Source organism: Tumebacillus lacus (genome assembly GCF_026410385.1).
GTDB classification, from domain to species: domain Bacteria; phylum Bacillota; class Bacilli; order Tumebacillales; family Tumebacillaceae; genus Tumebacillus; species Tumebacillus lacus.
This window is the reverse complement of the sequence record NZ_JAPMLT010000001.1, coordinates 724,331-739,705: the sequence shown is the minus strand read 5'-3', so window position 1 is coordinate 739,705 and position 15,375 is coordinate 724,331. Positions and strand designations below refer to the sequence as shown.

Genomic DNA, 15,375 nt, shown 5'->3' with positions numbered 1-15,375 from the left:
TTTCGAAGGGGGCAGGTGTGATAAGATAGATTATTGACGAAACATATGGAGGGGGCACAACGCATGTTTTTCAGTGGTCTGAACATGGATGACATCCTGTTTCGACTGATCGCCTTCCTGATCGCGATCACCGTCCACGAACTGGCGCACGCTTTGGTCGCGTACTCGCTCGGCGACCCGACGCCCAAGCGCGATGGACGTCTGACGCTGAACCCGATCGCGCACATGGACATTCTCGGCACGCTTTTGATCCTGTTCGGCCCTTTCGGCTGGGCAAAGCCGGTCACTTTTAATCCATACAATTTCAAAGGCAACAAGCGGGTCGGCAAGATCCTGACCACGTTTGCCGGGCCGCTCGCCAACTTTGTGACGGCCGTGCTGTTCGCATTTATCTTCAAAATGATCTTCCCGTCCTTGATGGACGATGCCTGGTCCAATTTTGCAGTCGAATTGGTCAACGCGGTCGTGTACATCAACGTGATTCTGTTCCTGTTCAACCTGCTGCCGATCCCGCCGCTCGACGGCTACTGGATCGTCCGCGAACTGCTCCCGCAACGGACCGCTCTCAAAATGCACAACGTGGAAAAATACGGCCCGTTCGTGCTGTTGCTCCTGGTCTTCTTTGGCTGGGCGGGGTTTATCATCTTCCCGTTGCAACTCATGACCAACGACTTGATCCGCACGATCACAGGGCTGAGTTGACGAGATGGAACCGCTCAAGCTCAAGCTGCAATCGTTTGAAGGCCCGCTCGATCTGCTCCTGCATCTGATCGACAAAGCGGAGGTCGACATCACCGAGGTGTCGATCTCGGAGATCACCGACCAGTACATGGTCTATGTCGACCTGATGCAGGTGCTCAACTTGGAGATCGCCAGCGAGTTTCTCGTGATGGCTTCCAGCCTGTTGGCGATGAAGTCCCGACTGCTGCTGCCGCGTCCCATCGAGTTGGACGTGCCCCTGATCGACTATGAAGACCCGGACTACGATCCGCGTCAGGCGCTGATGGAGCGGCTGATCGAGTACAAGAAATACAAGCAGCTCGCCGAGGACCTCCGGGAGCGCGAGGAAAAGCGCAGCCGCGTCTTCACCAAGCCCCCGGAAAACCTCACCGCCTTTTTGGAGGACAGGGACAAACAGCCGCAGCCAAACCCGGTCGAGGGCGTGACGCTGTTCGACCTGCTCGACGCGTTTCGCAAGGCGCTGTCCAAAGCGCAGCCGGACGAGTACGTGGCCGACGTGCACCGCGACGAGATCTCGGTCGAGGGGCGGACGTTTGAGATCATGGACCGGTTGCTGTTTTCCGGCGGCTCGCTGTCGTTCTCCGCGCTGTTGGGTGACTACTACCGGCGGGGCGACATCGTGGTGACGTTTCTGGCGGTGCTCGAACTGATGAAAAAGCAGAAAGTGCGCTGCCTGCAAGATCGTCTATTCGAAGACATCATCATCGAGGCTGTGCTCGACATCGAGATCGACAACGAGATCGAATAGAGATAGAGGCAAGGGTGAGACACAGTGGATCTGAATCAGATAAAAGCGGTGATCGAAGGCTTGCTCTTCGTCGCCGGCAGTGAAGGCATCACCGCCAAGCAGGTCGCGGCGATCTTTGAGCTGGATGCGGAAGACGCGCTCGACCTGCTCTATGACCTGCAATCCGATTATGAAAACGAAGGGCGCGGTCTCGTTGTCGCAGAGGTGGCGGGGGCGTTTCAGCTGACCACCCGCGTCGAGCATGCGCCGTATTTTGAACGGCTCGCCCAGCAACCGCAGCAGGCCGGTCTCTCGCAGGCCGCGCTGGAGACGTTGGCCATCGTCGCGTACAAACAGCCGATCACCCGCGTGTTGATCGAAGAGGTGCGCGGCGTCAAGTCCGACCGGGCGATCACCACGCTGGTGAGCAAGCAGTTGATCCACGAGGTCGGTCGCGCCGAAGGGCCGGGACGACCGATCCTGTACGGGACGACCAAAGACTTCCTGGAATACTTCGGCCTGCGCGCACTGGATGAACTGCCGCCGCCGCCCGCGTTTATCGCGCCTGACGATCTGGAAGAGGAAGAGCATCTCTTGTTCCAGACGCCCGACATTTTTGCGGACGACGAGCAGTAAGAGTGCCAAAAACCCGAGACTTTCTGTCTCGGGTTTTTTCTGTATGCTGTGGGAGAAAGTGGAGAAGCTAATCTGAGAATCTGCAATGTCTGGAGGAGGGCCGCATGACTTGGGTTCGGGGACTCCTGATCGTCTTGGCGGTCATCGCTGCGCTGGTCGTGACCTGGCTGATGCTCCCGCCGCGCTGGGCCGAGTGGCTGTTAAACGGGCTGTTGCTCTTGCTCGGGCTGGTCATGGCGCTGTTGCTGCTGTTTCCGTTTTCCATCGAGATCCATTTCAAGCGCGAGGGCAAGGATGACCGCATCCACATCGGCGTGCGGGGGATGGCGGGACTGGTGCGCCTTGGCTACGACATCCCGGTCGCCGCGATCATGGAGCGCAGCGGCAAGATCACGCTGAAAAAAGACCCGGCTAAACAGACGCCGAAGCGGCAAAAGGGCTGGGTGACGATCACCGTGGAGAAGATCGAGAAAATCATGCGGGAGATTCGAAAAATCCGCAAGCGACTGCGCAAATACAAGCGGGCGGTCCGCCGGTTCACGCGGACGTTCGAGCTGCAAAAATTTGAATGGCGCACCGCGTACGGCACCGGCGATGCCGCCGAGACCGCCTACATCGCCGGCCTCGTCTGGGGGCTGAAAGGCATCATCGCGGGGCTGTCTTACCGCTATTTCAGCGTGAAAAAGCGGATACAGTACGACGTGCGGCCGCATTTCCAAGCAAAAGGCTTTCGGACGGAGCTCACTTGCATAATCCGATTTTGGCTCGGTAAAGCTATGGTTGCAGGACTGACATTGGTATTTCTCTGGTTGAGGGAGGGCATAAAATGGCGGAACATCCGATTCAAGGCTTGATGAGCACGGCGATGGAAAATCTCAAAGAGATGGTGGACGTGAACACCATCGTCGGCGACCCGGTTGAAACGCCGGACGGCAGCGTGATTCTGCCGATCTCCAAGGTGGGCTTTGGCTTTGCGGCAGGCGGATCGGAGTTTGATCCGGAGGTCGAGACGAGCGGCAAAGGCGGTAAAGACGGTGAAAGCGCGTCGGTCGAGCTGCCGTTTGGCGGCGGTGCGGGCGGCGGGGTGTCGATCACGCCGATCGGCTTCCTCGTCGTCGGGAACGGGCAGGTGAAGATGCTGTCCACCGAAGGACCGAACCAACTGTATGAAAAGTTGATCGACCTCGCCCCTCAAGTGATGGATAAGGTCTCGCAGATGATGAAGAAAAACAAGCAGAACGGACAGCAGGGCCAAGGGCAAGGACATGAAGGACAGAACGGCAAGCGCCGCAACGCGGAAGGCGGCGCGTCGAACCAATCCACGAACTACGAGTGCTAAGCATGACGAAAAACAAAGCGGGCATCTCTCGACCGGAGAGATGCCCGCTTTGTTTTTTGGGATAAGCCGGGGGCTTGTGCATATACATGAGGACAGACAGTCCAAAGGAAACGAGGTAGAGGGCCCCCATGAAAGCAAAATGGTTCGTGGCCGCGCTGGCTCTTGCCGTTTCGATGACGGCATCGCCTGTCGCGCACGCCACTCACAGCAATGCGCAAAACACCGCTGCTTTTCTGGAAGCGATCCCCGCTTCCGCGAACCTGTACGCCGATGAGGTCGGGGTGAGCGCCCGCGCAGCAGCCGTGATCGACGTGCACACCGGACGCATTCTGTATGAAAAATCGGCCGACAAACAAATGCTGATCGCTTCGATCACCAAGATCATCACCACCATCGTCGCCATCGAGTCGGGGATGGACCTGGACGGCATGGTCACCGTCTCCTCGCGGGCATCCGGCAAAGAGGGGTCGTCGATCTATCTGAAAGTCGGGGAGAAGCAAAAGTTGATCGACCTGCTCTATGCCGTGATGCTCCGCTCCGGCAACGATGCGGCGACGGCGGTGGCGGAGCATGTCGGGGGCGGATCGGAGGCCAAGTTCGTCGAGAAGATGAACGCGCTGGTCAAAGAACTCGGTCTGACCGGGACGCATTTTGCCAATCCGCATGGGCTCGATGCGGACGGGCACTACTCGACGGCGCACGACATGGCGGTGCTCAGCGCCTACGCGCTGCGCAACGAGACGTTCCAAACGATCGTCAAGACCAAGGTGTGGCGGATGCCGATGCCAGGCGAGGCGTGGGACCGCAAACTGTATAACAAAAACAAGATGCTCAACCGCTACGGCGGTGCAGACGGTGTAAAGACCGGCTACACGAAAGCGGCCGGCCGCACGCTCGTCTCGTCGGCGACAAAAAACGGGCGTCAGGTGGCGGTGGTCACGCTCGACGCGTCGAGCGACTGGGTCGACCATGCGCGGTTGCTCGACTACGGGTTTGAGAAATACGAGAGCAAGCCCATCGTCGAGGAGCATCAAGAGTTGCAATCGCTTCCGGTTGAGGACGGCGTGGAGGCGGAAGTGGGCGTGATCGTCGATCAGGAGTTTTCCTATCCGGTGCGCAGCGAGGAGCAAGAGAAACTGCGCAAAGAGATCAAGCTGGAAGAAAACCTGCATGCGCCGATCAGCGCCGGGCAGAAGATCGGCGAGATCAGCATCTATTTTGAAGATCGCCTCGTCGCGCAACTGCCGCTGCTCGCCGCGAAGGATATCGCCGAGAAGACGTTTTGGGAAAAGATGAAAAAATTGATCAATGGGATGATCAGCCGCTAAGGAGGCGCCAACATGATCAATGTGATCTGGGTGTTTATGCTCGTCTCCGGCGTGATCGTCGCTGCCGTGACCGGGCGGATGGAAGCGGTGACCAACGCGGTGCTCAGCGGGGCGAAGCAAGGCACGGTCGTCTGTTTCGGTCTGCTCTCCATCGTGGTGTTTTGGAGCGGTCTGATGAAGATCGCGGAACACGCGGGCCTCGTCCAGTCGCTGGCCAAATTGATCTACCCCGTCGCCCGTTTTCTGTACCCGTCGGTGCCGAAGGACCATCCGGCGATGGGCTCCATCGTCGCCAACATGAGCGCGAACATGCTCGGCCTTGGCAGTGCGGCGACGCCGCTCGGGCTGAAGGCGATGAAGGAACTGCAAGACCTCAACCCGGACAAAGAGCGGGCCAGCGACGCGATGTGCACGCTGCTGGCGATCAACACGTCGGGATTGACGATCATACCGGCGACGGTCATCGGCCTGCGGATGCAATACGGCTCGGCCAATCCCACAGAAGTGGTGGTCACGACGGTGCTGGCGACGTTCCTCGCGACGACGACAGCGGTGTTTCTTGACCGGTATTACCGCAATCGAGAGAGAAGGAGGACGAACCGGCGATGATGGAGATCGTACAGCTCATCGCAGCCTGGTCGCTGCCGGTGATCATCGCATTTATCCCGACCTACGCTCTCCTGATGCGCCGCGTGCCCGTCTACGAGACGTTTATCGACGGGGCGAAGAGCGGCCTGCCGACGGTGATCAAGATCATGCCGCATCTGGTCGGGATGCTCGTCGCCGTGTCTGTTTTTCGCGAGTCGGGGGCGCTCGACCTCTTGATCGGGAGTTTGAATCCGCTGTTGGAACCGCTCGGCGTGCCGTCTGAGTTTTTGCCGATGGCGCTGCTGCGCTCGATCTCGGGCTCGGGGAGCATGGCGATCATGACCGACATCTTCCAGGCGCACGGGCCGGACTCGTTTCTCGGCAAGCTCGCCTCGACGATGCAGGGAGCGTCCGACACGACTTTGTACGTGTTGACCGTGTACTTCGGCTCGGTGGGCATCCGCAACGCCCGCTATGCGGTGAAAGTCGGCCTGCTCGCCGACCTTGCCAGTGTCATCGCCGCGCTTTTTGTCGTACATTGGATTTTTGGGTAACGCATACACAGGGTCAGGCTTTGGCCGCATATGATGCTGATACTAAACCACCCAATGAGGATCTCGATGGGTGAACACGTAAACGGCATCGGTTGGGGAGGCGGACCTTGTGGGAGCAGCGATGGGATTTGTCGGGATTGTGTTGCACGACTCGGCCTGTCCGGACATCAACGGGTCGGGGTTTGACTTTTTGGTCTGCCGGGACGGCACGGTGATACCGTCCAACCAGTTCCGCGATGATGACCATATTCACGTCTGCGTGGAGGGGGACTTTTCCACGCTGGCAGACGATCCGGGCGTGGTCCGCGAGCAGATGTTTGTCTTGGTAAAATTGATGTTGCGACTGTCTTCCGCGTTTGAGATGGACCCTGGCAAAGTGAGCGCGCACGGAGATGATTGTCCCGGCGAGTATTTTCCCTGGCATGAACTGAAGATCCGCATCGACCGCCCCCCGCACTAGTCAAGTGCCGGGGGCGATTTGCTTTTGGGCATTTCTTCCCGCATAATGGTGCGTTAGAGGTGATCTTCGCACATGGAACAGATGGAACGTTTGCAAAAGGTGTTGGCGCAGGCAGGAGTGGCGTCGCGCCGCAAATGTGAAGAGTACATAGTGGATGGCCGCGTGACGGTCAACGGTGCAGTTGTCAAAGAACTCGGCACGAAAGTCGACCCGGCAAAAGACCGGATCGAAGTGGACGGCAACCCGATCTCGTCGGAGAAAAAAGTGTACGTGCTGCTGAACAAGCCGCGCGGCGTCGTGACCACCGCCCATGATCCGCAAGGGCGCAAGACGGTCGTCAAACTGCTGGAAAACGAGTATGCGGAGCGCATCTACCCGGTCGGTCGTCTCGACCTCGACACGGCGGGTCTCCTGATCATGACCAACGACGGGACGCTGGCGAACGGCTTGATGCACCCGTCCAAGGAGATCGACAAAGTGTACCGCGCGTGGGTGCGCGGCAAGGTGAGCGCCGAAACGGTGAAAAAGCTCTCCGAAGGCGTGGAGTTGGAAGACGGCATGACGGCGCCCGCCAAAGTGAAGATCTTGGAGACGGCTCGCGATGAGACGCAGCTCGAGATCACGATCCACGAAGGGCGCAACCGTCAAGTGCGCCGGATGTGCGAGGAGGTCGGGCATCCGGTCAAAACGCTGATGCGCACCGAACTGGCCTTTTTGAAACTGGGCCGACTGCGCTACGGCGAACACCGTCAGCTGTCCGAACTGGAAGTGCGCCGTCTCTATGCGGTGGCAGGGATCGAGGGACAGGATTGATCAGGTAAAAAAGGGCATCCTATGGGAAGAACTTCCCATGAGGAGGCAGACGATGCATATGCACGCAGGAAAAGTGATCGCGAGCTGTCTGCTCGCATCGGCGTTGATCGCCGGCTGCAGCGGGAACCAGGCAGCGCAACCGAACCAACGGGAAACAAACGAAACTCGTGCCGATCAAGGCATGCAATCGTACAGCGGCTTTACCCCGCCGGCTGACGACCGCCAGTTTGTCACCGACACGCGCAACATGCAAAAGGGCGATCAGATCCGCTCCGCCCACGCGATCGCCTACGAGTTGGAGTCGATCCCGGCGGTGCAGGGCGCGGCGATGCTCGTCGTCGGCCGCACGGCGTATATCGGCGTTCATCCGGCGCCGGGCTATCAGGTGACCGACGAAGTCCGCGATGTGATCAGTGCCAAGGTGTACGCCATCGACCGGACGATCAATCGGGTGAACATCACCGACCAGCCGGGAACGGTCGATTATCTCAGCGGCTACACGCACGCGCTGGAAACCGGTCGTCCTCTCGACGCGTATCAAGCTCGTTTTAAAGAGGTCGCGGGAACGACATGGCCGACGGGTCAGTAAGATGACGTGAAGAAGCCTCTCTGTGACCAGAGCAGGCTTCTTTGCTGACGAGGGCGGGGTTTTCATAAAACTGTCACGTTCGCGACCGTCAGACATCGTACACTTTCATGTATAATTTAGTAGCGCACAGAATGTCGAATCATAAGTCTTTCTTTCACAAGCAGAGGTGTAGCGACACATGGAGAAACGCACGGACCTCTCGAAGGTGGTCACAGTCGTCATCTTGCTCCTGGCTTCGGTCGGGATCTTGTGGGCGGTGTTCAACTTCCAAAATGATGAGGTAGTCAAACTGGAACTCGGCGGGCCGGCACCGGACTTTACCCTTCAGACGCTGGATGGGAAAATGGCCAGTCTGTCCGATTACAAAGGAAAAGTGGTGCTGGTGAACTTCTGGGCGTCATGGTGCCAACCGTGCCGGGAAGAGATGCCCGCCATCGAGCAGGCCTACGAAACTTACAAAGATCAAGGGTTGGTCGTTCTCGGCGTCAATCTCAAGGAAAAGACCGTTCCTGTACAGGGATTTGTCGACAACTACAAGCTCACATTCCCGATCCTGATGGATACGGACAACGCGGTGGCGATCGATCTGTACAAGGTCAAGCCGATCCCGACGTCGTTCTTTATCGACAGGGAAGGGAATCTGGTGCAAAAGGCGGATTTCCCGATGACGTTTGAGTATATCGAGAACACCGTCAAGCCACTCCTTGATGCCGGGAGATGAGGCAATTGAACAACGAAGAACAAACAGAAAACCGTAAGGGTCAAGGGACGGACCATGAGAACCAGACCGCTCAGGAGAACGCTGCTCAAGGCGCCCGGCCTGTGAGACCTGTGCGGCGCAAAGGGATCATCGAATCGATCTGGGACTTTTTTGCATCGGTTCCGGTCGGCATCACGATCATCGCGCTGCTGACCGTCGGTTCGACGCTCGGGACGATCTATCCGCAGGAGAACGCGATCCCGAGCCCGAACCCGGAATTTTACTATTTTGATACGTACGGCAAGCTCGGCGAAATCTATTTCCGCCTCGGGCTGAGCCACACCTACACGACGTGGTGGTACCTGACGCTCGTCCTGTTGCTGGCGATCTCACTGGTCATCGTCTCCATCGACCGCGGCGTGCCGCTCTACAAGTCGTTGAAAAATCAGCCGGTCGCCCGTAAGGTGCTGGCGATCCGCGGTGACCGGCTGTATGCAAGCAAGGAAGCGGCAGGCGAAGAGGAGATGAATCGGCTCGGCGAAGCGCTGAAGAAGCGCCGCTACAAGATCCGCACCGAGCAAGGCGCACTGCTTGCAGAAAAAGGCCGCCTGCCGCGATTTGGCGCGTACGTGATCCACATCGGCCTGTTGATCATCATCGCCGGTGTCTTCACCCGCTTGATCCCAGGCTGGTACTACACCGACATGGTCTGGATCAAAGAAGGGGAGCGCGTACCGGTTAAAGAGCTCGGCTTCTCCTTGCAAAACAACGGCTTTGAGCTGGAGTACTACGATCAGCAGCAGACCCGCGTCAAAAAGTACGAGACGGACGTGGCCGTGTACGAAGGCGATCAGGAGGTCGCGATTAAGCATCTGATCGTCAACGATCCGCTGATCTACGAAAACACGTACATCTTCCAAAACTCTTTCGACCCAAGCCCGATGTTCAAGGACGGGGAGATCCAACTGCTGGACAAAGCGACGCAAAAGCCGCTCGGCACGTTCCATTTTGACTTTGAAGACCCGCAGCCGGAGTACAAAGTCGGCGACTACACGCTGAAAGTCGTCAACTACTACCCGGACATCCGCGTCGACAAAGACATGGGGATCTACACGAACTCCCGCGAGCCGTACAATCCGGGGATACAGTTTGACATCTCGGGACCAGGGTTTGCGGAGCCGAGCCGTCAGTGGATGATGCCGATGGCTCCGTTTGTGGAGCAGATGCTTGGGGCGGAGTACAAGTTTTCGCTGAAATTCCAGCAGGTCGATGTGTTCCATATGACCGGCCTGAAACTGAACAGAGACCTCGGCATCCCGATTGTCTACACGGGGTGTGGTGTGACGTTGTGGGGCTTGGTGCTGGTGTTCTACTTCCAACATCGCCGCGTGTGGGCGAGACTGGAGGACGGCGTGCTGCATGTCGGCGGCCATACCAACAAAAACTGGCTCGGCATGAACAAGGAATTTAACCGTGCCTTGTCGGTGATTGACGTTGAACCGGTCAAATTCAAAAAGAAATAGAGAGATCATGACAAGACCATGATCGAGAGGAGGGAACAGGTAAGATGATGATGCAACTGTCCGGCTTCTTTTTTGGCACCGCTTTCTTCTCCTATCTGGCAGCGGCGATTCTCTACATCGTCGGTGTGACGGGCCGAAAAATGAAAGTCGAATCAAAGGAAAAAGCCACCTTCTGGACGAAGTGGGGGTATATCGTGATGGTGATCGGCGTTTCGTCGCAAGCGATCGCGATCATCACGCGTTGGGTGTACGGCGGGTTTGCCCCGGTCTCCAATATGTTCGAATACATGAGCTTCTGGGTCTTCACGATCATGCTCGCGTTTGTGGTCATCAATGCCTTCTATAAAGTGCACGTGCTCGGTGCGTTCGTTGCGCCGGTGGGTCTGACGATCCTCGCCTACGCGTCGGTGTTCCCGCGCGATGTCAAGCCGCTGATCCCGGCTCTCCAGTCCTACTGGCTGAGCATCCATGTGACGACGGCCGCGCTTGGCGAAGGGATTCTGACGATCTCCTTTGCGGCGGGTCTGATGTATCTGCTCGTCGTCACCGACGTGTCGGGCAAGAGCCGCGCAGCCAAGTTTTTGGAGTTTACGATCTATCTGTTCTTTACGCTCGTCGCCTTCATCCTGCTGGCAACCGGGTTCCGCGGCGCGGGCTATGAGTTCCTCGCCGGCGCGAACACCGGATCGCAACTGCTCTACCGCATGCCGCCCTTGGCCGGCCCGTCGGGCACCGACCTCGGCTCGCTGACGACGATGGCGGGCATCCCGCTGCCGTTGATCGAGACGCCGGGCTGGATGCACGGCACGAATGCGCCGGTCGGCTTTAACACCGTGATCTGGACGATCATCGGTTCGCTGGTGCTGTACGGCGTGCTGCGCTTGATCGCCCGCAAACCGCTGGTGCGCGTCATCTCGAAATGGGTGCAAGGACTCGACGCGGAGATGCTCGACGAACTGAGCTACCGGGCGGTGGCGATCGGCTACCCGGTCTTCACCCTCGGCGCGCTGGTGTTTGCGATGATCTGGGCGCAAGAGGCGTGGGGCTCCTACTGGAGTTGGGACCCGAAAGAGACGTGGGCGCTGATCACGTGGCTGTACTACACGGCCTACCTGCATCTGCGACTGCGCCGGGGCTGGGAAGGCACCAAGACCGCGTGGATGGCGGTGGCCGGATTTGTGGTCATCCTCTTCCTGCTGGTCGGTGTCAACCTCGTCATCTCGGGTCTGCACTCGTATGCAACGTAACGGCTCGACCGACAATCTCAAACTTCCATGTACAAGTCACCACTCCCGGTGGCTTGTACGTCTATCAGGAGAGTGAAACCGATGGAACAGACGCAAAACCCGAAGATCCTCGTCGTCGATGATGAAGACCGCATCCGCCGTCTGGTGCGAATGTACTTGGAGCGCAACGCCTTCGATGTGGAGGAAGCGGACGACGGGCAGGAAGCGCTCAATCTGGCGCTGGAAAACCGCTTTGATCTGATCATTCTCGATCTGATGTTGCCGTCGATGGACGGCCGCGATGTCTGCGCGACTCTGCGTCAGCAGGGCGTGGAGACGCCGATCATCATGTTGACGGCGGCAGGTGACGAGATGAACCGCATCCACGGCTTTGAGATCGGCGCCGACGACTACGTGGTCAAACCGTTCTCGCCGCGTGAACTGGTGATGCGCGTCAAGGCGTTGCTCAAGCGCGTCGTGCAAGTGCCGGGCGAAAAAGAGGCAGCCGTCTCCTCTGTGCTCACGTTCAACGGCTTGACGATCAATCTCGACTCGCGCCGCGTCACCTGCGAAGGCGACGAAGTCTCCTTGACGCCCAAAGAGTATGAACTGCTCGTCTATCTCGCGCAACGCCCGGAGAAAGTCTTCTCCCGCGAAGAGCTGCTGCGCGACGTATGGAACTACCAGTTTTACGGCGATCAGCGTACCGTCGACACGCACATCAAGCGTTTGCGTGAAAAGCTCGGCCGTGCTTCGGAGCGTGCTGCGTCGATGATCGTCACCGTCTGGGGTGTCGGTTACAAGTTTGAGGTGGGCGAGTGAAGATCCGCAACTCTATCGTCGCAAAACTGCTGCTGACGATCATCGGGTTGTTTATCGTCGTGCTGGTGTTGCTGTCGATCTTTTTGGAGCAACTGTTTGACAGCTATTTTTACAAAGCGGAAGCAGAACGGCTCCAACACCGGATCGAGCACATGGTCGATGTGATTCAAAACTACCCGGAGCCGCTCAACCAGACCATCGTCGAAGAACTGGCCAAGGAAGAGGCGGGGATGCCGAAGGTGATCCCGCCGTGGATGGCCGACGATGTGATCGCGCAGCTCAGCCCGGCTCAGCTCGAACAGATCGTGCAAGGGCGCGGTGTGGTCGTCCAGGGCAAACAGCCGTCGTGGGACACGGAAGTCCCGACGGGCACCAGTTACATCTGGGCGTTGCAGCCGCTGGTCGTAGGCGGGCAGATCGACCGCCTGCTGTACGTCATCCAGCCGACCACTGCCGCCGATGCGATCGACCGCGTCCGCGAGCTGCTGTTCTTTGCGGCGGGTCTCGCGATCATGCTGGCGACGGGACTGGCGTTTGTCGTCTCGATGAATCTGTCGCGGCCGCTGGTGCAGATGAACAAGGTCGCCGAACAGATGGCGCAGGGGGACTTTCACGGCAAAGTCGAGGTGGTCACCCGCGATGAGGTCGGCCGCCTCGGCTTGACGCTGAACACGCTCGCCTACAAGCTGGAAGAAAACATCGACGATCTGGAGCGGGAAAAAGAACAGCTCGCCTCGATCATCACCTCGATGACAGACGGCGTAGTGGCAGCCGATCTCAACGGCACCGTCACGCTGGCCAACCCGCCGGCCCGCCGCTACATGCGCGCCAAACTGCTGACCGACACCGGCTCGCCGAACGACCGCGAACTGCCTCGCGAGCTGTATGAACTGGAAATGCAGGTGATGCGCAGCGGCCAGCAGATGAACGATGAGTTTGACTGGCAAGGCCGCATCCTCGTGGTGACGATGGTGCCGCTCTATGAAAAGGACGGTGCATCCCAGCGCGGTGTCGTCGCCGTGCTGCGCGACATCACCCACGAGCGCACGCTGGACAAAATGCGTCAAGACTTCATCGCCAACGTCTCGCACGAACTGCGCACGCCGCTGGCGATGATGCAGGGCTATTCGGAGGCGTTGCTCGACGAGTTTGGCGACGATCCGGAGCAACGGCAGGAGTTGACCCAGATCATCCTCGACGAGACGCACCGCATGCGCCGCCTCGTCAACGATCTGCTCGACCTGGCTCAGTTGGAGTCGGGCCAATTCCAGATGAACGACGAGGAAGTCAACATGGTCCACCTGATCAAGCGGATCGGCCGCAAATTTGCCACCGTCGCGCACGAGCGCGAGGTGCACGTGGTCGTCGAAGTCGACGTGCCGGAGGAGAGCGAACCGATGCTCGTGCAGGGCGACACCGACCGGTTGGAGCAGGTGTTCACCAACCTCGTCGACAACGCCTTCCGCCACACGGCGAAGGGCGGGCAGATCACGATGCAGTTGACGCGCACCGAAGGGCTGGTACGCGTCGGCGTTCGCGACACCGGGGAGGGCATCCCGCAAGAAGATCTGCCGTTCATCTGGGATCGCTTCTACAAAGTCGACAAAGCCCGCACCCGGAGCAAAGGCGGCACGGGCCTGGGACTTGCGATCACGCGCAACATCGTGAAAAACCACCACGGCGACATCGTGGTGGAAAGTGAAGTCGGAACAGGCACGCAGTTCAATGTTTTGTTGCCGATCTTGCATGCATAAAAGAAAAAGCGATGTTCCGCAACGGGAACATCGCTTTTTTTACATTTCAGGCAACAGGCGGGAGACGATGTCGGCGATCTCGTCGCTGACGGTGGAGACCGGCTTGCCAGCGCGCACGCCGGCAATCAACTCGCGCACGCGGGTCACCGTGTCGATGTCGGCGGTGACGACCGCGTTGTAGCCTTTGCCGGTGCGCTCGGCCGCCTCTTTGACGGAGAACTTGATCGAGTCGATCTTCGAGCCGGAGATCTTGTTTTGCAGATCGACGCCGACCAGCGCCGTTTTGCCGGTCAACAGCACGGCGGAACGCTCGACGCCGGGGATGCGGTTGACGATCTCGGCGATCTCATCCGCTTGCTGATTGAGCGATTTGTCCGACCCTTTGTTGTCTGTCGCACCCAGTGCGGGGGCGCGGACATCGTGGCGGGGCGCTTTGATCTCGCCGACCTGTTCGAGGTTGGGCTTCCGTTCGGCCGGTGTCTGCTGCGTGCGGGCCTCCAGGTTGTCGCGGCCTTCGTTGGCAGGTGTCTGGTCCGCTTGCGGCGACGCGGTCGGGTTGCAACCGACCAGCAGCAGGGCGGCGGTCAGAGCGGCTGTGCCTGCCATCATCCGGGAGAATTTGCTCATCTGGACATCCCTCCTTTCTGCGTAGTGTGCCCAGGAGGAAAGTGATGATCGCGGGAAATTTCTAGGCAGGGTGGGGAAGACTGTATTCAACTACGTCGCAAAGGAGAGAAGCAAGCCGATGAGTTGGGTGTATTACGGTAAATTGTTCGACAGCAAATTTCAAGCGAGCTGTCTGGCAGCGCGATTTCGCGAAGACTGGTGGGTGTACGGCTACAAAAGCCCGTCGTACGTAGGGATCTACGAGACAGCCAAAGGGCGGTACGGGGTCAAATATTTGCAATAAAATTGTGTTTCCACGTGGAACAATTCAAAATATTATAGAAAATTGTCGATTGATATCGATTGAGGAGGATGAAAATGTTTCAAAATCCGACAGATGAACAACTGGTCGATCTGTTGAAAAACGCGAAGACCATCGCGGTGGTCGGTCTTTCCGAAGACGTGACCAAGCCGAGCTACGAAGTCTCCAAATACATTCAATCGCAAGGGTACGAAGTCGTCCCGGTCAACCCGAACGCCGATGTGGTGCTCGGACGCAAAGCGCATCCGTCGCTGACCGAGACAGAAGGGCCGATCGACATCGTCAACGTGTTTCGCAGAAGTCATGAGGTGGCGGCCATCGTTGAGCAAGCGATCCAGATCAAAGCCAAGGCGATCTGGACGCAACTCCAGATCGTCGACGAAGAAGCGGCCCAACGGGCGCAGGAAGCCGGATTGACCGTGATCATGGACAGATGCCTGAAGATCGAGCACAGACGGCTGCTCGGCAAAGAAAAGATCTGAGTCAGCAAAGATAGGCCTGATCAGAGCGTCTTTTCAGTGGAAAAACAGGTGCTGGACAATCTGCCTTCACTTCTGACAGAATGAGGGTGGAGGTGTTTTTACTTTTGAAACGCACAGCACTACTCTTTTGCTTTGTCGGCGTGATGGGCCTGCTGTTCCTCGGCG

General features: G+C 58.4%; 19 protein-coding genes. 18 read left to right on the top strand and 1 reads right to left on the bottom strand.

Translation table 11 applies throughout. The features are described from left to right. Positions 1 to 63 precede the first annotated feature (63 nt). The 16 genes from OS242_RS03745 to OS242_RS03670 all read left to right on the top strand — a co-directional run bounded on the left by OS242_RS03745 (position 64) and on the right by OS242_RS03670 (position 13,800). A complete protein-coding gene (locus tag OS242_RS03745) occupies positions 64 to 702 on the top strand; it encodes a site-2 protease family protein (protein ID WP_267150302.1) in 639 nt (212 codons plus the stop codon). Positions 703 to 706: 4 nt separating this feature from the next. Then, on the top strand, positions 707 to 1,489 hold the full coding sequence (locus tag OS242_RS03740; RefSeq protein WP_267150301.1) for a segregation and condensation protein A: 783 nt from the start codon (positions 707 to 709) through the stop codon (positions 1,487 to 1,489). Positions 1,490 to 1,513: 24 nt separating this feature from the next. Continuing rightward, positions 1,514 to 2,104: an SMC-Scp complex subunit ScpB gene (scpB, locus tag OS242_RS03735; protein WP_267150300.1), complete on the top strand. Its 591-nt coding sequence runs from the start codon at positions 1,514 to 1,516 to the stop codon at positions 2,102 to 2,104. A gap of 104 nt (positions 2,105 to 2,208) precedes the next feature. Continuing rightward, entirely contained in the window at positions 2,209 to 2,958 is a 750-nt protein-coding gene (locus tag OS242_RS03730) for a DUF2953 domain-containing protein (protein ID WP_267150299.1), read from the top strand. Continuing rightward, a complete protein-coding gene (gene ytfJ, locus OS242_RS03725; protein ID WP_267150298.1) occupies positions 2,931 to 3,443 on the top strand; it encodes a GerW family sporulation protein in 513 nt (170 codons plus the stop codon). Before OS242_RS03730 ends, ytfJ begins: the two co-directional genes overlap by 28 nt. 128 nt (positions 3,444 to 3,571) lie before the next feature. Next, the gene (locus tag OS242_RS03720; protein ID WP_267150297.1) at positions 3,572 to 4,771 is read left to right on the top strand and encodes a D-alanyl-D-alanine carboxypeptidase family protein; all 1,200 of its coding nucleotides are present in this window, start codon (positions 3,572 to 3,574) and stop codon (positions 4,769 to 4,771) included. Between the two features lie 12 nt (positions 4,772 to 4,783). Continuing rightward, positions 4,784 to 5,380: a nucleoside recognition domain-containing protein gene (locus OS242_RS03715; RefSeq protein WP_267150296.1), complete on the top strand. Its 597-nt coding sequence runs from the start codon at positions 4,784 to 4,786 to the stop codon at positions 5,378 to 5,380. Next, positions 5,377 to 5,913: a spore maturation protein gene (locus OS242_RS03710; protein WP_323372893.1), complete on the top strand. Its 537-nt coding sequence runs from the start codon at positions 5,377 to 5,379 to the stop codon at positions 5,911 to 5,913. The genes OS242_RS03715 and OS242_RS03710 overlap by 4 nt, the downstream gene beginning before the upstream one ends. 109 nt (positions 5,914 to 6,022) lie before the next feature. Next, the gene (locus OS242_RS03705; protein WP_267150295.1) at positions 6,023 to 6,373 is read left to right on the top strand and encodes a peptidoglycan recognition protein family protein; all 351 of its coding nucleotides are present in this window, start codon (positions 6,023 to 6,025) and stop codon (positions 6,371 to 6,373) included. An 81-nt stretch (positions 6,374 to 6,454) separates the two neighbouring features. After that, positions 6,455 to 7,186, top strand: coding sequence for a pseudouridine synthase (locus OS242_RS03700; RefSeq protein ID WP_267150424.1), 732 nt, complete (start codon positions 6,455 to 6,457; stop codon positions 7,184 to 7,186). A gap of 52 nt (positions 7,187 to 7,238) precedes the next feature. Continuing rightward, positions 7,239 to 7,775, top strand: coding sequence for a YhcN/YlaJ family sporulation lipoprotein (locus OS242_RS03695; protein ID WP_267150294.1), 537 nt, complete (start codon positions 7,239 to 7,241; stop codon positions 7,773 to 7,775). A gap of 178 nt (positions 7,776 to 7,953) precedes the next feature. Next, on the top strand, positions 7,954 to 8,496 hold the full coding sequence (locus tag OS242_RS03690; RefSeq protein ID WP_267150293.1) for a redoxin domain-containing protein: 543 nt from the start codon (positions 7,954 to 7,956) through the stop codon (positions 8,494 to 8,496). Positions 8,497 to 8,501: 5 nt separating this feature from the next. Continuing rightward, complete coding sequence (gene resB / locus OS242_RS03685) at positions 8,502 to 9,998, top strand: cytochrome c biogenesis protein ResB (protein ID WP_267150292.1); 1,497 nt, start codon at positions 8,502 to 8,504, stop codon at positions 9,996 to 9,998. Positions 9,999 to 10,042: 44 nt separating this feature from the next. Next, entirely contained in the window at positions 10,043 to 11,245 is a 1,203-nt protein-coding gene (ccsB, locus tag OS242_RS03680; protein WP_267150291.1) for a c-type cytochrome biogenesis protein CcsB, read from the top strand. A gap of 81 nt (positions 11,246 to 11,326) precedes the next feature. After that, entirely contained in the window at positions 11,327 to 12,046 is a 720-nt protein-coding gene (locus OS242_RS03675) for a response regulator transcription factor (protein ID WP_267150290.1), read from the top strand. Beyond that, positions 12,043 to 13,800 carry an ATP-binding protein gene (locus OS242_RS03670; RefSeq protein ID WP_267150289.1) on the top strand — a complete coding sequence of 586 codons (1,758 nt, stop codon included), beginning with the start codon at positions 12,043 to 12,045 and terminating at the stop codon, positions 13,798 to 13,800. The genes OS242_RS03675 and OS242_RS03670 overlap by 4 nt, the downstream gene beginning before the upstream one ends. Before the next feature lie 39 nt (positions 13,801 to 13,839). Here the strand turns inward: OS242_RS03670 and OS242_RS03665 are convergent, their stop codons facing one another. Beyond that, entirely contained in the window at positions 13,840 to 14,427 is a 588-nt protein-coding gene (locus OS242_RS03665) for a YhcN/YlaJ family sporulation lipoprotein (RefSeq protein ID WP_267150288.1), read from the bottom strand. 118 nt (positions 14,428 to 14,545) lie between these two features. Between OS242_RS03665 and OS242_RS03660 the strand changes: the two genes are divergently transcribed. Both OS242_RS03660 and OS242_RS03655 read left to right on the top strand, forming a co-directional pair. After that, on the top strand, positions 14,546 to 14,710 hold the full coding sequence (locus OS242_RS03660; RefSeq protein ID WP_267150287.1) for a hypothetical protein: 165 nt from the start codon (positions 14,546 to 14,548) through the stop codon (positions 14,708 to 14,710). Positions 14,711 to 14,778: 68 nt separating this feature from the next. After that, a complete protein-coding gene (locus tag OS242_RS03655; protein WP_323372891.1) occupies positions 14,779 to 15,210 on the top strand; it encodes a CoA-binding protein in 432 nt (143 codons plus the stop codon). Positions 15,211 to 15,375 lie beyond the last annotated feature (165 nt).

What these genes read in the sequence shown, in the direction of transcription:
- OS242_RS03745 (WP_267150302.1), top strand. Translation starts at nt 64, where the DNA reads ATGTTTTTCAGTGGTCTGAACATGGATGACATCCTGTTTCGACTGATC.
- OS242_RS03740 (WP_267150301.1), top strand. Translation starts at nt 707, where the DNA reads ATGGAACCGCTCAAGCTCAAGCTGCAATCGTTTGAAGGCCCGCTCGAT.
- OS242_RS03730 (WP_267150299.1), top strand. Translation starts at nt 2,209, where the DNA reads ATGACTTGGGTTCGGGGACTCCTGATCGTCTTGGCGGTCATCGCTGCG.
- ytfJ (WP_267150298.1), top strand. Translation starts at nt 2,931, where the DNA reads ATGGCGGAACATCCGATTCAAGGCTTGATGAGCACGGCGATGGAAAAT.
- OS242_RS03720 (WP_267150297.1), top strand. Translation starts at nt 3,572, where the DNA reads ATGAAAGCAAAATGGTTCGTGGCCGCGCTGGCTCTTGCCGTTTCGATG.
- OS242_RS03715 (WP_267150296.1), top strand. Translation starts at nt 4,784, where the DNA reads ATGATCAATGTGATCTGGGTGTTTATGCTCGTCTCCGGCGTGATCGTC.
- OS242_RS03710 (WP_323372893.1), top strand. Translation starts at nt 5,377, where the DNA reads ATGATGGAGATCGTACAGCTCATCGCAGCCTGGTCGCTGCCGGTGATC.
- OS242_RS03700 (WP_267150424.1), top strand. Translation starts at nt 6,455, where the DNA reads ATGGAACGTTTGCAAAAGGTGTTGGCGCAGGCAGGAGTGGCGTCGCGC.
- OS242_RS03695 (WP_267150294.1), top strand. Translation starts at nt 7,239, where the DNA reads ATGCATATGCACGCAGGAAAAGTGATCGCGAGCTGTCTGCTCGCATCG.
- OS242_RS03690 (WP_267150293.1), top strand. Translation starts at nt 7,954, where the DNA reads ATGGAGAAACGCACGGACCTCTCGAAGGTGGTCACAGTCGTCATCTTG.
- ccsB (WP_267150291.1), top strand. Translation starts at nt 10,043, where the DNA reads ATGATGATGCAACTGTCCGGCTTCTTTTTTGGCACCGCTTTCTTCTCC.
- OS242_RS03675 (WP_267150290.1), top strand. Translation starts at nt 11,327, where the DNA reads ATGGAACAGACGCAAAACCCGAAGATCCTCGTCGTCGATGATGAAGAC.
- OS242_RS03665 (WP_267150288.1), bottom strand. Translation starts at nt 14,427, where the DNA reads ATGAGCAAATTCTCCCGGATGATGGCAGGCACAGCCGCTCTGACCGCC.
- OS242_RS03660 (WP_267150287.1), top strand. Translation starts at nt 14,546, where the DNA reads ATGAGTTGGGTGTATTACGGTAAATTGTTCGACAGCAAATTTCAAGCG.
- OS242_RS03655 (WP_323372891.1), top strand. Translation starts at nt 14,779, where the DNA reads ATGAAAATGTTTCAAAATCCGACAGATGAACAACTGGTCGATCTGTTG.